At 70.4% G+C, this 14,124-nt stretch carries 10 protein-coding genes; 7 read left to right on the forward strand and 3 right to left on the reverse strand.

The features are described from left to right. Positions 1-17 precede the first annotated feature (17 nt). On the forward strand, positions 18-434 hold the full coding sequence (locus AB0E69_RS36450; RefSeq protein WP_360157209.1) for a hypothetical protein: 417 nt from the start codon (positions 18-20) through the stop codon (positions 432-434). Here the strand turns inward: AB0E69_RS36450 and AB0E69_RS36455 are convergent. Continuing rightward, positions 431-2,224, reverse strand: a complete 1,794-nt coding sequence (locus tag AB0E69_RS36455; RefSeq protein WP_360157212.1) for a DEDD exonuclease domain-containing protein — start codon at positions 2,222-2,224, stop codon at positions 431-433. The genes AB0E69_RS36450 and AB0E69_RS36455 overlap by 4 nt on opposite strands. A 222-nt stretch (positions 2,225-2,446) precedes the next feature. Here AB0E69_RS36455 and AB0E69_RS36460 point away from each other — a divergent pair, with 222 nt between their 5' ends. Continuing rightward, positions 2,447-3,712: an NYN domain-containing protein gene (locus tag AB0E69_RS36460; RefSeq protein ID WP_360157215.1), complete on the forward strand. Its 1,266-nt coding sequence runs from the start codon at positions 2,447-2,449 to the stop codon at positions 3,710-3,712. Positions 3,713-4,008: 296 nt separating this feature from the next. Continuing rightward, on the forward strand, positions 4,009-4,230 hold the full coding sequence (locus AB0E69_RS36465; RefSeq protein ID WP_360157218.1) for a hypothetical protein: 222 nt from the start codon (positions 4,009-4,011) through the stop codon (positions 4,228-4,230). Positions 4,231-4,414: 184 nt separating this feature from the next. Here AB0E69_RS36465 and AB0E69_RS36470 read toward each other — a convergent pair whose 3' ends face one another. Then, positions 4,415-6,676 (reverse strand): tetratricopeptide repeat protein, encoded by a 2,262-nt coding sequence (locus AB0E69_RS36470; protein WP_360157220.1) that lies wholly within the window; start codon positions 6,674-6,676, stop codon positions 4,415-4,417. Between the two features lie 351 nt (positions 6,677-7,027). On the opposite strand from AB0E69_RS36470, the gene AB0E69_RS36475 reads away from it, so the two are divergent. The 4 genes from AB0E69_RS36475 (at position 7,028) to AB0E69_RS36490 (ending at position 12,016) form a co-directional block, all read left to right on the forward strand. Beyond that, positions 7,028-8,083, forward strand: coding sequence for an NlpC/P60 family protein (locus AB0E69_RS36475; RefSeq protein WP_360157222.1), 1,056 nt, complete (start codon positions 7,028-7,030; stop codon positions 8,081-8,083). Between the two features lie 135 nt (positions 8,084-8,218). Then, a complete protein-coding gene (locus AB0E69_RS36480) occupies positions 8,219-9,667 on the forward strand; it encodes a hypothetical protein (protein ID WP_360157225.1) in 1,449 nt (482 codons plus the stop codon). Next, the gene (locus tag AB0E69_RS36485) at positions 9,660-10,901 is read left to right on the forward strand and encodes a M48 family metallopeptidase (protein WP_360157228.1); all 1,242 of its coding nucleotides are present in this window, start codon (positions 9,660-9,662) and stop codon (positions 10,899-10,901) included. Before AB0E69_RS36480 ends, AB0E69_RS36485 begins: the two co-directional genes overlap by 8 nt. After that, positions 10,898-12,016, forward strand: coding sequence for a glycosyltransferase family 4 protein (locus AB0E69_RS36490; RefSeq protein WP_360157231.1), 1,119 nt, complete (start codon positions 10,898-10,900; stop codon positions 12,014-12,016). Before AB0E69_RS36485 ends, AB0E69_RS36490 begins: the two co-directional genes overlap by 4 nt. 15 nt (positions 12,017-12,031) lie before the next feature. Here AB0E69_RS36490 and AB0E69_RS36495 read toward each other — a convergent pair whose 3' ends face one another. Then, a complete protein-coding gene (locus AB0E69_RS36495; RefSeq protein ID WP_360157234.1) occupies positions 12,032-14,044 on the reverse strand; it encodes an alpha/beta fold hydrolase in 2,013 nt (670 codons plus the stop codon). Positions 14,045-14,124 lie beyond the last annotated feature (80 nt).

Here is a 14,124-nt window from a genome sequence, read left to right on the forward strand (position 1 = left end):
CCCGGCAGCCTCGTTCCATGACCAACTTCGCCGAAGAACTCGCCGACCGCTACCTCGCCGTCTGGAACGAGCCCGACCCCGAGGTACGCCGCCGATCCGTCGAGCAGCTGTGGACCGTGAACGGCGTCCACCTGCTCGAACCGCCCGAGGAGATCGTCGAGCGCGCCACCGAGATCGGCGTCACCGCGACCCTCGAGGCCCGCGGGTACGACGAGCTCGACCGTCGTGTCACCCGCGCGTACGACGAGTTCGTCAAGCCGGGCGAGTTCGAGTTCCGCCGGTACGGCGCCGCCGCCGCGCTCAAGGACCTGGTCAAGCTCCGCTGGGCCATGCACAAGACGGACACCGACGATGTCATTGCCATCGGCATCGACCTCTTGATGCTCACCCCCGACGGCCGGATCACCACGGACTACCAGTTCATAGAGGCCTAACCGACCCGCGCCGGACCGAGCGGGCGCAGATGGCGGCGCCGCTCGGTCGGGTGGTGGTGAGCGTCGGAGTGGGCGTTGTCCAGCCGGTTGAGGTGCCGCCCGGCGCCGCCCACCGGGCAGGTCCAGGTGCCGTCCATCTCGACCAGCCGGATGCCGGGGAGCTCGAGCCAGCGCAGCACGAGCTCGATCTCCTCCGGCGAGGCCGCCGCCACCGGGCCGATGCCCGGCAGCACGGTCTCGGCGGAGGCCTGCAGCATCTCCAGATGCCGCCGGGGATCCGTCCCACGCGGCGCAAACCCGGCCGCCGCGAGCCGCCCCCGCCGGATCACGTGCAGCTCCCAGCCGCCGTCGTCCGTCCGCCGGGCCGCGCAGATCTCCGCGCACCCGGTCACCGACGCCATCCGCTGCATCCGCGCCGAGCTCCGCACGAAGGCACTCAACCGGTCCCGGTGCACGGCCGCGTCCTCGAACCGCTCGTCCGCCGAGAGTACGTCGATCCGCCGGTCCAGCGCGTCGACCACGGGCGTCGGGTCCACGGTCAGCGCAGACCGCAGCCCGGCCACGAACTCGCCGTACGAGTCCATCGAGATCCGCCCGTCGCAGGGCGCCACGCAACGGCCCATCTCGGCCAGCACGCACGGCGACAGCCGCGGGTGGCGCGACATCCGGGCCGTGCACTGCCGGATCGGGAACGCCTCGTGCAGCGCAGCCATCGCCCGCTCGGCCGTCTTCCGGGAGCTGAACGGGCCGAGGTACCCCGCGTCGTCGTCGCGGACCTGCTTGACCAGCGACAGCCGCGGAAACGGCTCGACGGTGACCTTCAGCCAGTGCTGCCGCTCGGGGAACTTGGACCGCCGGTTGTACCGCGGTTTGTGCTCGGCGATCAGCCGCAGCTCGCGGATCTCGGCCTCCAGCGGCGTGCCGCACTCGATCCCGCGGACGCCGGTGGCGATCCCGACCATCTCGCCGATCCGGTTCCTGGTCTCGGAGGCGGTGAAGTACGACCGGACGCGGGTGCGCAGGTCCTTCGACTTCCCGACGTACAGCACCTCGCCGCGGTCGTCGGTGAACAGGTACACGCCCGGTGCGTGCGGCAACGACTCGGCCAGATGCCGCTTGGCGCGGACCGCCGGCGCGACCCGGGACGAGTACGTCTGCAGGTCCTCCAACGTTTGCACGCCCAACGACCCGACCCGCTCGAACAGCCCGTGCAGCACGTCGACGGTCGCCCGCGCGTCGGACAGCGCCCGGTGGTTCGGCGTGACCCTGGTGCGGAACAGCTTGGCCAGCGTCCCGAGCTTGCAGTTCGGTGCCTCGTCCGGCGTGATCACCCGGCGGGCCAGCAGCGCCGTGTCGACGACGGCGAAGTCCGGCCAGTCGTACCCGTGCACGAGGCTCTCGTGCTTCAGGAAGCCCATGTCGAACGGCGCGTTGTGCGCCACCATCACGCACCCCTTGGCGAACTCAAGGAAGGCCGGCAGCACCGACTCGATCCGGGGTGACGAGGCAACCATCCCGTTGGTGATGCCGGTCAGCACCGCGATGAACGGCGGGATCGTCTCGGACGGGTTGACCAGCGTCTGGAACTCGCCGACCACCTCGCCGGCCCGGACCTTGACCGCGCCGATCTCGGTGATGCCACCCTCGCCCGGCGGGTTGCCCGTGGTTTCCAGGTCGACGACGCAGAACGTGACGTCGCGCAGCGGTGTGCCCAGGTCGTCGAAGCTGTGCTGGACACCGCGGATCGGCGCTCCGGGATCCAGAGCCTGCGGGCGAGCTGGGCTGGTCATGTCCACGACGCTAAGAGCCGCCACCGACAATTCCGCAGGTGACACGCAGACGAGTCGACTAGGCTCTCGGTATGCGTACACAGGCGATCACCGCGAGACGGGACCATTTCCCCGTTCGGTGTGGTCTGCATCACCGGCCGGGCTGCTGCCTCGCCGTCGCTCCGGCCGGACTGCGGACCGGTGACTGAGGCAGGCACCGCCGCGAGCTCCGCTGCTACGACTTTGCCTGAACCGGTCCGGCAACGCGTCCTGACCCTCGCCGCGCACGCACTCGGCCAGCTCCCGGCCACCGACATCCCGGCGCCGCTGCGCCGGTTCGCCAGTTTCGCGCCGAACAAGCGGGCCAAGCTGTCCGCGTCGGTGCTCGGTCCGATCCTCGACACCGACGACCACTTCCGCCGGCTGGCGGCCTTCCAGGTACGGCGTGAGCACCCGGAGCTCGGCGATGCCGTCGCCGAGGGCGTCGCGGTCCCGTCCGCCGACCCGGTCGAGGTCGCTGCGCTCGCGTACCTCCTCCGCCCGGACGACTGGGAGCAGCACGTCGCCGCGGCGGCCCAGGTCCCGGTGGAGAGCCCGCGGACCGACGAGGACGCGGTGAACCGGCTGTCCGACCAGCTCGACCAGGCCCGCACCGAGACCCGTCAGGTCCGCGAGCGGCTTCGTGAACAGGTCAACGAGCTCAAGGGCGAGAACGTCACGCTCCGCCGCAAGCTGAACGAGGCCCGCCAGCGGATCACCGGTCTGCAGAGCGAGCTCGAGCTGCGGACGACGGAGGCCGAGACCGCGGACGAGCGCGTCGAGGCGGCCCGGTCCGAAGTCGAGCGGGAGGTGCGCAAGCTGCGTTCCCGGATCACCGAGCTGGAAGCGATCGAGCATGCGGCCCGGCGTACGGCGGGACAGGAGCGGGAGCTCGCGTCGACCCGGACCCGCCTGCTGCTGGACACGTTGCTCGAGGCAGCGAGCGGCCTGCGCCGCGAGCTGGCCCTACCGCCCGGGGGAGAGCTCCGCCCGGCCGACACCGTGGCCGGCCTGGAGCCAGACGCTGCACCCGTTGGGCGTACGGCGCCCGAGGACGACCCGGCCTTGTTCGACGAGCTGCTCGCGTTGCCGCAGGTGCATCTCATCGTCGACGGCTACAACGTGACGAAGACCGCCTGGCCGAACTCGCCACTGCACTCGCAACGCCAGCGGCTGGTGACCGCACTGGGCGCGCTGGTGGCCCAGCGGCGGATCGAAGTGACCGTGGTGTTCGACGGCGCGGAGCTTTCGGGCCCCGTGCAACTGAATCCACCCCGCGGGGTCCGGGTTCGCTTCAGCCCGGCGGGCGTGATCGCCGACGACGTGATCCGCCAACTGGTCCGCGCCGAACCTCCCGGCCGGCCGGTCGTGGTCGTCTCCACCGACCGGGAAGTTGCCGAAAGCATCATCAAACTCGGCGCCCGCGCGCTGTCCGCGAGCAGCCTGATCTCACGGATAGCTCGCGCCTGAAGACACCACCTTCCCCACCCGCTTGTCCCCCTCCCACCCGCTTCCCCTCGCCGCCCCGCGTTCGCGGGGATATCCCCGCTTGTTGAGTGTTCTCTCCTCGTACACCAGGGGAGAACACTCAACAAGCGGGGATATCCCCTCGAACGCGGGGTGGGCGGGTGGTGCGGGGTCGGGGGCGGGATGGGTGGGGACGGAAACTGTCGGTGGGGGTCTCTAGCGTCCTGATCAGCCGGATGCAAGTCCGGGTGCTTCCCCCCTTGGAGGATGTTGTGCTGATCGACTGTGACGCTTGTGTGATGAAGGGTCCGGGGTGTCAGGACTGCGTGGTGACGGTGGTGCTCGCCATCTCTACCAGAACAACCGGCTCTGCCGATCGGAACGGCAGCCTGCGCATCGACGACGACGAGAAGGCCGCGCTGGACGCCTTGGCCGAGTCGGGCCTGGTCCCGCCGCTGCGGCTCGTGCACGCCGTCGAGAGCGTGGAGCCGGACAATCTTCCGACCGAGCAGACCGGCTGACCGGCTGACCGGCTGACAGACTGCCGCTGAACTGCCGGTCAACCGCCTGTTACCCACCGTGAGCCCTCGATAGCGTCCAAGCACGTTCCCGAGCGCCCCGGAGGGAAACATGACGACCGGCCCTGCCCAGACCAACCCGGCCCAGACCACCCCCTACGTGGGACTGGGGGATGCGATGAGCAGCTCAGGCCAGATCGAGGTTCTCGATGGCGTCGTGCAGCTCGCGTTCGCGGGGGTCGCCCAGGTCGGCGGCGATCTGGGCCGCGGCCAGGTAGGAGCGACGGGCCTCGGCCCGGCGGCCGAGTTGGTCGAGGGTCCGGGCGATCGCCTCGTGCGCGCTCAGCCGGCCCAGCGGCTCGTCAAGCTTCTCGGCCAGCGCGAGGCTTTCGTGGAAGCGCTGCAGCGCCCCCTCCGGATCGCCGTTCAGCCGGCTGATCTCGGCGAGCGCGCCGGTGGCGACGGTCTCGACCTCACCGGCCGAGAGCTCGCGGCTCACCGGCAGCACCCGTTCGAAGGCTTCGGCCGCGTCGGCGAGCCGCTCCGCGCGGAGGTGGGCGAAGCCGAGGTTGATGCTCGCGACCATGCCGGCGTACTGGTCGCCGTCCTCGTCGGCGATCCGGACGCACTCGTCGAAGTAGCTCATCGCGGAGTCGTTGTCGCCGAGGTCCATCGCGACGATGCCGAGCGTGCTGAGCGCCCGGGCGAGCGGCAGGCGGTGGCCGTGCTCGCGAGCGATCGCCGCCGCGGACTCGAGCAACTCCCGGGCGCGGTCGTGCTCACGCAGGTCGCGGTACACGAGCGCGGTGTCGCGCAGCAGGATCCCTTCCCGCTCCTTGTCGCCCAGGCGGACGGCGGCCTGCAGCGCCTGCTCGTGCGTGCCGAGCCAGACCGGCCAGTGCTTGTACCGCTGGAAGTAGTCGATCATCGCGGTCGGCAGCTGTACGGCGTACTCGTCGAGACCTTCCCGTACGGCGAGCTCCACCGCGTCCGCGATCGTCGTGAGCTCCTCGTTGCACCACTGCAGCGCGACCTCCGCCGTGCGGAACTGCTCCACCACAACACCAGCGGCAGGCGCAGAGATCGGGGTACGCACCCGCGCCGGGTTGATCAGCTGGTTGGCCGCGTCCGCGGACTGCAGGTAGTAGTCGAGCACCCGGCGTACGGCGTCCGCGTCGTCGCCCGCGACGCGTCGAGCGAACAGCTTGACCAAGTCGTGCAGCACGTAGCGCCCGTCACCGAGTGGCTGCACCCAGTTGAGCGTCACGAGCTGCGTCAACTGCCGCTCGACGTCGACGGCGTGGGTAGCCATCGCAGAAGCGACCACGTGGACCCCGAACGAGGTGCCGGGCAGCAGGCCGAGCCGGCCGAACAGGAGCTTCAGGTCGTCGGCCAGCGGCCGGTAGGACAGCTCGAAGGCCGGCAGTACCGAGGCAGCCGGGTCGTCGGGCAGCGACAGGCTGTCCAGCCGGTCGGCCGCAGCCAGCGCATCAGCGGCCTCACGGAGCGTCCGCTGGTGGTCGAGGGCGAGGTTGGCCCCGACCACCCGCACAGCCAGCGGCAGGCGCCCGCACAGCGCGATCAGGTCGGCTGCCGCCGGCCGGTCCGCGTCCACCCGGGAGTCGCCGACCATGCCGCGCAGCAGGTCACCAGCCTCGGACTCGGTCATCGCATCGAGCTGCAGCGGTGCGGCACCGTCCCGCGCGACCAGTCCGGCCAGCCGATCGCGGCTCGTGACGATGCTCACGCAGTACGGCGAACCCGGCAGCAGCGGACGCACCTGCGCGGCCGAGGCGGCGTTGTCGAGGATCAGCAGCAACCGCCGCTCCGCGACCAGCGACCGGAAGAGCGTGGCCCGCTCGTCCAGTGTGGTCGGCTGAGCGGCCGGGGCGACGCCCAGCGCGGTGAGGAACCGGCCGAGCGCGTCGGCGGGGTCGAGTGGCTTCTGGGAGGGGTCGAAGCCACGCAGATCGAGGTACAGCTGGCCGTCCGGGAAGCGGGACAGCACTCCGTGCGCCCAGTGCACGGCCAGGGCGGTCTTCCCGGTCCCTCCGAGTGCCGAAACCACGACAGTTCGTGGGGCCGCCGCGTCACCGACCAGCTCGTCGAGGCGGCGGAGCGCCGGGAACCGGCCGGTAAAGGCGGTGACGTCCGCCGGTAGCTGTGAAATCGGGGGAGTAATCGGGGGAGTAGCTGACCCGGCGCCGGCCTCCGCGGGCGAGGTGGGGGTGCTGTCGGCAAGGACCGCCAGCAGGCGCCGGGTCTCGTCGTCCGCCAGCTCCAGCGCGGCCGCGATCAGCCGGATCGAGCGGGCCCGCGGCCTGGCGACGCGGCCGGATTCGAGGTCGCGCAGCGACCGCACCGACAGGGACGCCTTCTCGGCAAGCTCTTCCTGCGTCAGGCCGGCCCGTTGCCGGAAAGCTCGTACCTGCTTGCCGATCGCGCTCACGCAACCCCCTGTCTCACCGTCAGGTGACTTTATCCTCACTGCGGGCAAGCACGCCGCGCCGGACGGGCTTTGTCAGGACCATCTGCCCGCACACTGCTGCGAAACCCTTGGCACAGAAGGGGAAACGACCGTTTGATAGTTGCCTTGGTTCGTTAATTTTCGATCAAACCGGAGGGGCGAATTGCACTGGTCACGAAATGGTCACTACTGTTACCTCTCGTTGCCTCAGGGTGTCGGCCGATCAGACCGACCGGGCAGCGGCAAGCCGAGGGAGTGACCCGGCGGATCCTGCGACGCAGGACGGCCAGGTTGACGGGGACGGCGCGAGCAGAGGAAGGGATCGACCGGGCTGTGTCCATCGGACGCATCAACCGCACCAAGGGAATCGCCCTCGCCGCCATCACCAGCACGGCTGTCGTCGCGGGCGTGATCCTGATCCAGGGAGCGGCGCAGGCCGACCCGAAGCTCACCCTCGACGAGGCCAAGCGCCAGGTCGCCGAGCTGCAGCACCAGGCCGAGGTCGCGGGTGAGAACGCGAACGACCTGCGGGGCCAGATCAGCGCCTCCGCCGCCCGGGTCAAGGCCCTGCAGGCGGGGATCGCCAAGCAGCAGGCGCAGGTGGACGGCGTGAAGCGGCAGATCGGATCCCTCGCGGTCGCCGGCTACCAGACCTCCGGCATCTCGACCACGGCGCAGCTGCTGCTCTCGACGAACCCGGACCAGTTCCTCAGCCAGGCCTCCACCGCGCAGGCCTTCGCCGGCCAGCAGAACTCGGCGCTCCGCCGCTACCAGATGGCCCAGGGCAAGCTCACCGACCTGCAGGCCAGCGAGCAGAGCGAGCTGGCCGCGCTGCAGGCGGTGAAAGCCAAGCAGCAGACCTTCATCACCCAGATCAACACCAACCTCGACAAGGCGCAGAGCGTCGTCGACAAGCTCAGCGACGCCGAGCGCAAGAAGCTCGCGGAAGAGAACAAGAAGGACGTCGAGGACGCGATCAAGCAGCGTCCGAGCCGGGACAGCAAGCGGGAGAGCCAGGACCTGCCGAACGTCCCCGCCAGCGGCCGCGCGCAGGTCGCCGTGAACACGGCGCTCGCCCAGCTGGGTGACTCCTACGTCTGGGGTGCCGACGGTCCGAACACGTTCGACTGCTCCGGCCTGATGATGTACGCCTGGGGCAAGGCCGGCGTCTCGCTCTCGCACTCCTCGAAGGTGCAGGCCACCGAGGGCCGCCGGGTCAGCAAGAGTGACCTGCAGCCGGGTGACCTGGTCTTCTACTACTCGCCGATCACCCACGTGGCGATGTACCTCGGCAACGGCCGGATCATCCACGCGCCGCGGCCGGGCAAGTCGGTCGAGATCGCCCCGATGGACGAGATGCCGTACAACACCGCCGTCCGGCCGGGCTGACCTGCGACCCTTGACATACTCATCGGCTCCGGGGAGACCTCCCCGGAGCCGAGTCGTTTCCGGGTCGTGCCGTACTGTCGGAGGAGGCACGTAGTGTCCCGCCTGACTGGGGCAGGTGAGCAGCGAGGGGCCGAGGTGATCGACGAACAGGGCGACACGGTGCCGCTGCCTGCGTTCCCGTCGCCGCCTGACCACCGGCCGGAGTACGACGAGCGCGGGAGTGTCCCGCCACCGGTCCAGCGCCCGAGCCGGCCGACCCCGCCGTACGGGCCGATCGTGAAGAAGGTCGCCCTCGGGCTCGCGGTCTGCCTGGTCGCCGGAGCCGGGTACGCCGGACTCCGCAAGATCGCCGACGCCCCCGCCGACCCGAACGCGTCCGGCGCGCACCCCGCGCAGACCAGCAGCACCCCGGACCAGGCGTCCGAGGGTGTCCAGCGAGCCGTCGCCGGCGAGGCCGTCCTGCAGAAGATGGCCGACGCGGTCGCGAACGACAAGCGCACCGAGTTCATGGACGTCATCGACCCGAAGGCGGCCGCGTTCCGGACCAGCGCGCGGACGATCTTCTCCAACCTGAGCACCCTGCCGATCAGCTCGTTCCAGCTGCGCTACGTGAGCGACGACACCGGCGCGCTCACGCCGGACCGGCAGGCCGAGCTCGGCGGGACCCAGGCCTGGCTGGCTCAGGTCGAGGTGTCGTGGCAGTTGTCCGGGTTCGACGTCAAGCCGGCCCGCGAGACCCTCCCGGTCACGTTCGTCACCCGCGACGGAGCGACGTACGCCGCCTCGTTCTCGGAGCGGTTCGTGGCCGGTCAGCGCCGGCCGATCTGGGCGCTCGGCCAGATCGACGTGGCCAAGGGCGAGCACAGCCTGGTGATCAGCCTCGGGTCCGAGTCCGAGGCCCGCAGCTACGTCTCGGTGGCGGACAAGGCCGTTGAGTCCCTGACGAAGGTCTGGGGCAAGAACTGGCGGCAGAAGGTCATCATCTACCTGCCTGCCCAGCAGAACCAGATGGAAGCCGTCCTCGGCGCCGAGCCGAACACCTACACCCAGATCGCGGCCGTCACGATGGCCGAGCTGGACTCGCCGCTGTCCGGGGCGCCGGTGCGGATCGTCGCCAACCCGAAGCTGTTCGAGGAGCTCGGCAAACAGGGCCGCCGGATCGTGCTCACCCACGAGACGACGCACGTGGCGTCGACGGCGACCGCATCACCGGTGCCGCTGTGGCTGGCCGAGGGCTTCGCGGACTACGTCGCGTTCACCGCCGTGCCTGTGCAGGACGAGTCGGCGGCGAAGGAGCTGTTCAAAGCGGTCCGCGCGGGCAAGGTGCCGGCCACGCTGCCGTCCGCCGAAGCGTTCGCGGCGACGGCGACCGACCTGCCGCAGGCGTACGAGTCGGCCTGGCTCGCGTGCCGGCTGATCGCGGAGCGCGAGGGACAGGCCAAGCTGGTGAAGTTCTACCGGGCCGTGCACGCGTCCAGGAGCCAGACCGGTCTGGCTGACGCGTTCCGGACCGTGCTCGGGACGACCGAGGCAGAATTCGTCGCGGAGTGGCAGAAGTACCTCAAGAGGCTCGCCGGTGTCTGATCCGGCGCGCTGGTCACCTCGGGTGGCCGCCGGAGTCCTCGCGGTCGCCCTGGTCTTCACAATCGCCGTCACCACCCCGTGGCACCTGATCGACCTGCCGAAGCCGGACGCCGCGCTCGACTTCACCAGCGCGGAGATCGCCCGGCAGAACGCGTTCCGCCACGAGATCCTGCCCTGGTCGACGACGTCCTGGGTGATCTCGCTCGTGGTGCCGCTGCTCGTCGGCTTCACCCCGCTCGGCGGTCGCCTGTACGACGGACTCCGCATCCGGCCGTGGTTTCTCCGGGTCGCGGTCCTGGTCGCCGGCGTTGGGCTGATCGCCAGCCTGCTCACGCTCCCGACCGACGTACTGGCCGAGCGGGTGAGTCGGCGCTACGGCCTCTCGGTGAGCCCGTGGGGTCTGTGGCTGCGTGACCGGGCGGTGAACTGGCTGCTCTCCGCGCTTGGCCTCGCCGCGATCGTGATCGTGCTGATGGCGCTGGCCAAACGCTGGGACCGGGGCTGGTGGTTGCCGGGGGCAATCGGCGCGGCGCTGCTGGTGCTTGGCGTCTCGTTCGCGTACCCGGTGCTCGTCGAGCCGAGGTTCAACCACTTCACCTCGATGCCGGCCGGTGCCCTCCGCAACGACTTCCTGAAGCTTGCCGCTCAGGACGGCGTACCTGTGCAGGACGTGCTGGTCGCGGACGCGTCGCGGCGGACAACAGCGCTCAACGCTTATGTGTCCGGGTTCGGGTCGACGCGTCGGCTGGTCGTCTACGACACGCTGCTGAAGAACACGCCTCCGGCGCAGGTCCGGCTGGTGGTCGCGCACGAGCTCGGCCACGCCGCTGAGAACGACGTACTGCACGGGACGCTGATCGGCGTTCTCGGTACGGCGTTCGGCGTGACCGTGCTGCGGTTGTTGCTCGGCGCCCGGATGGGCGATCCGCGCCGGACCGCCGCCGTGCTTGCGCTGATCGCGGCCGGGACGACCCTCGGGTCGCCGGTGCAGAACCTGGTCAGCCGGAAGATCGAGGCGCGCGCCGACTACCACTCGCTCAAGCTGACGAACGACCCGAAGGACTTCGTCGCGATGCAGCACGATCTGGCCGTGACCAACCTCTCCGGCCTGGATCCGGCCCGCTGGCGGTACTGGATGTTCGCGGACCATCCGACGGCGCCGGAGCGGATCGCGATGGGGCGGGCGTGGGCCCGCGACAACGGTGGTGCCGTACCGCCGCTGGCGAAGCGATGACCGTTCTCGTCGTCACCAACGACTTCCCGCCTCGCCAGGGCGGGATCGAGAACTTCGTCCGGTCGTTGTGCGATGAGTTGCCTGAGGTGGTCGTCTACACGTCGCGAGAGCCCAGGGACGCGGCGTACGACGCGACGCTGCCGTTCCCCGTCGTCCGGGACCGGACGTCGATGTTGTTGCCTACGGCCCGCATCACGAAGCGGGCTGTCCAGCTTCTGCAGGAGCACGGCGCCGATCGGGTGCTGTTCGGAGCGGCTGCGCCCCTCGGGCTGATGGGACCGGCGCTGCGGCGGGCGGGGGCGCGGCGGATCGTCGGGCTGACGCACGGGCACGAGACGTGGTGGGCCGGCGTACCGGGCACCCGCCAGGCATTACGGAAGATCGCGGAGGCCGCGGACACGCTGACGACGGTGTCCTCGTGGTGTGAGGACCAGATCAGGCCTGCCCTCTCACCCGCAGCCGCCCAGCGGGTGCGGAGGCTGACGCCTGGAGTCAACACGCGGCGCTTCGCCCCCAACTGTGGCGGAGAGCAGGTCCGCAAAGGCCTCGGGCTGGAAGGTGTTCCGGTCGTGGCGTGTGTGTCGCGGCTGATTCGGCGGAAGGGGCAGGACACGCTGATCAAGGCGTGGCCGCTCGTGCAGGAGTCGGTGCCGGACGCGAAGCTGTTGCTGGTCGGTGGCGGCCCGGACCGGCAGTACCTCGAGGAGCTGGCGGTGCGCACCGGGGTCAGCCAGGACGTCGTGTTCACGGGCCCGGTGCCGTGGGCCGAGATTCCGCCGTACGTCGACGCGGCCGAGGTGTTCGCCGTACCGTGCCGGACGCGCCGGTTCGGGCTGGAGCCGGAGGCGCTGGGGATCGCGACGCTCGAGGCTTCGGCTGCCGGCAAGCCCGTAGTGGTCGGAGATTCAGGTGGGGCGCCCGACACCGTGCGGCATGGCGAGACGGGGTACTTGGTCGACCCGTACAACCCCGTCGCCGTAGGTGTGCGCATTGCCGACCTGCTGTCGAACCCCCAGCACTGCAAAGAGCTGGGAGCAGCAGGGCGGCAATGGGTCACCGAAGAGTGGTCCTGGACCCGGAGCGGCGCAGTACTGCGCGAGCTTCTCGACGTCTAGCAGCTCCTCCAGAAGTCAGTAGCCGGGGATGGCGAAGCTGCTCTGGCCCAAGGTGAGGGTCAGTTGGCTGCCGAGCTTGGTGAACGGGCCGGTCAGCCTGGCTGTCATGGTGGCTCCGGTCGGCGCGCTGACTGTGAAGGCGCCGTCGATGCCGTCGGCGGTCCAGGTCGTTGCTCCGGACACGCCGACGTCGCGGGTGAAGCGTGCGTTGTCGTAGACGAAGGGCGCTTCGGCGTCGGGGACGTAGGTGATGGTCCCACCGCGGAGGCCGCCGGCGACGAGACCGGAGATCGAGGCTTGGTGCTGCAGGCCGTCCAGCACAGTCCACGCGGTGGCGGTGGCCAGCCGCCGTACGTCGGCCGGCGCGGATGGGCCGCCGATCTGCCGGGCAGGAGGTGCGGCCGCCGCAGTGAGCGGGAAGCTGCCGGGCATCCACCAGCCCGCGGGCGGAGTCGCCGCGCACGACGTGTCGCCGACCTTCAGCGTGGTGATGAAGCGCTGCACCAGCTCGGCCCCGCAGGAGCCGTAGAACCAGACCTGATGTCCTGCGCCGGCCAGCTCGACCAAGGCGGAACCAGGGATCATTCGGGACGCAATCCGGATCGCCTCGTCCGGGAGGCCGGCGTCGTACTGACCGGACACCACCAGACCCGGTACGCCGCGCACCCGCGCAATGCTCGGATAGCTTGGCCGGTCCTCCCAGCGCGACGCGATACAGGGCAGCGGTTGGTACCCCAGGTACCCCTCGTGATCCCACGCGCCTTTGGAGATCGGACCGTACTGCGCCGGCTCGGCGGCGAACGCGGCCGCGTACTGTCCGAGGCGAGCCGCCGGGCCGGCATTCTTGTCCCACTGCACCGGCTGGTCGGTGCACAGGCGGGCGAGCCAATGCCCGTTGGAGAACTCGCGCGGGTCACCGGCGTCGAAACCGTTCGCCGGGTCGACGTCCGCCGCCAGGCGCAGCAGCGGTACGGCGTCGCCGTGCTGGAGCGCGACTGCCGCCTGCGTGATCTCGCCCGGTCCTACGAAGCTGCCGCCGTTGAAGAACATGATCGCGGTCGCCAGCAGGTTCTCGGTCACCGTGATCTGGTGCGGGACTCCGTGCGAGTCGACACCGGTCCCGCTGACCGGCCGGCGCCGGAGCCGATCCGCCAGCCAGGCCAGGGAACTGGCCGGATCCGGGTTGGCCGCCGAGCAGGCCGGCGTTCCGCCGCAGACGGCGTCGACCAGCGCCGGGAAACCCTTGGGTGGATAGGCGTAGAAGGGATCGGTGCCGACGGTCAGCGCCGGCGCGCCGATCGTGATCGACCGGACGTTCGCCGGCCGGCGGGTCGCGTAGGTGACCATGTCGTTCGCGGCGTACGAGGCTCCGAGGAGGTCGATGTCGCTGTACCCGAGCGTGCGTCGTACCTGCTCGAGGTCGTCCGCGACGTCGATCGTGCTGTAGAAGTTGGCGGTGTCGCCCAGTTGGTCGTGGCATTGGGCGGCGGACGGGTAGAACGGTCCGCCGTGCTGCCAGGCCGGACAGTCGATCGCTGTCGACAGCCCGACGCCGCGTTGGTCGACGAGGACCAGGTCGCGGGTCTCGGAGACCTTCGCCAGCATGTCGACGTACGGGTACTTGTCGAACAGGCTGATCGAGGCTCCCGGTCCGCCCAGGGTGATGAACACCGCGCCGGCCGGCGCTGCCGCCGGACCCGTGTGCGGGAGCACCTCGACGTGCAGCGGCACCATGCGGCCGTCCGGTTTCCGCCGGTTGAGCGGGACGGGCACTGTTCCGCACAGGAACGCCGGATCCTCGCAGGGCACCAGCTCGAGCCCGGTCTTGGCACGGAGCTGAGCGGTGGCCGCGCGGCGGACAGCGGGTTCGTGGTGGACGGCCGGGCGCGCTGTCGCCAGCACCCGGGCAAACCCGTTCTTGGGCGCAGCGGTCCTCGGCGCAGGTGACGCCGGCGGAGCGCCGGCGATGACGACCGCCGCGCAGGCAGCCAAGGCAACCGCTGCGGTTCGGACTCTGATGGTTGGCATGATCGATCCCCTCCCCGGTCAGGACACCAAGAGGTCGCGGCCGGGCGCATCGGGGCAGGCACCGGAGCGCGATTGAGGGC

The sequence above is a fragment of the Kribbella sp. NPDC026611 genome, assembly GCF_040638345.1.
In the GTDB taxonomy this organism is placed as follows: domain Bacteria; phylum Actinomycetota; class Actinomycetes; order Propionibacteriales; family Kribbellaceae; genus Kribbella.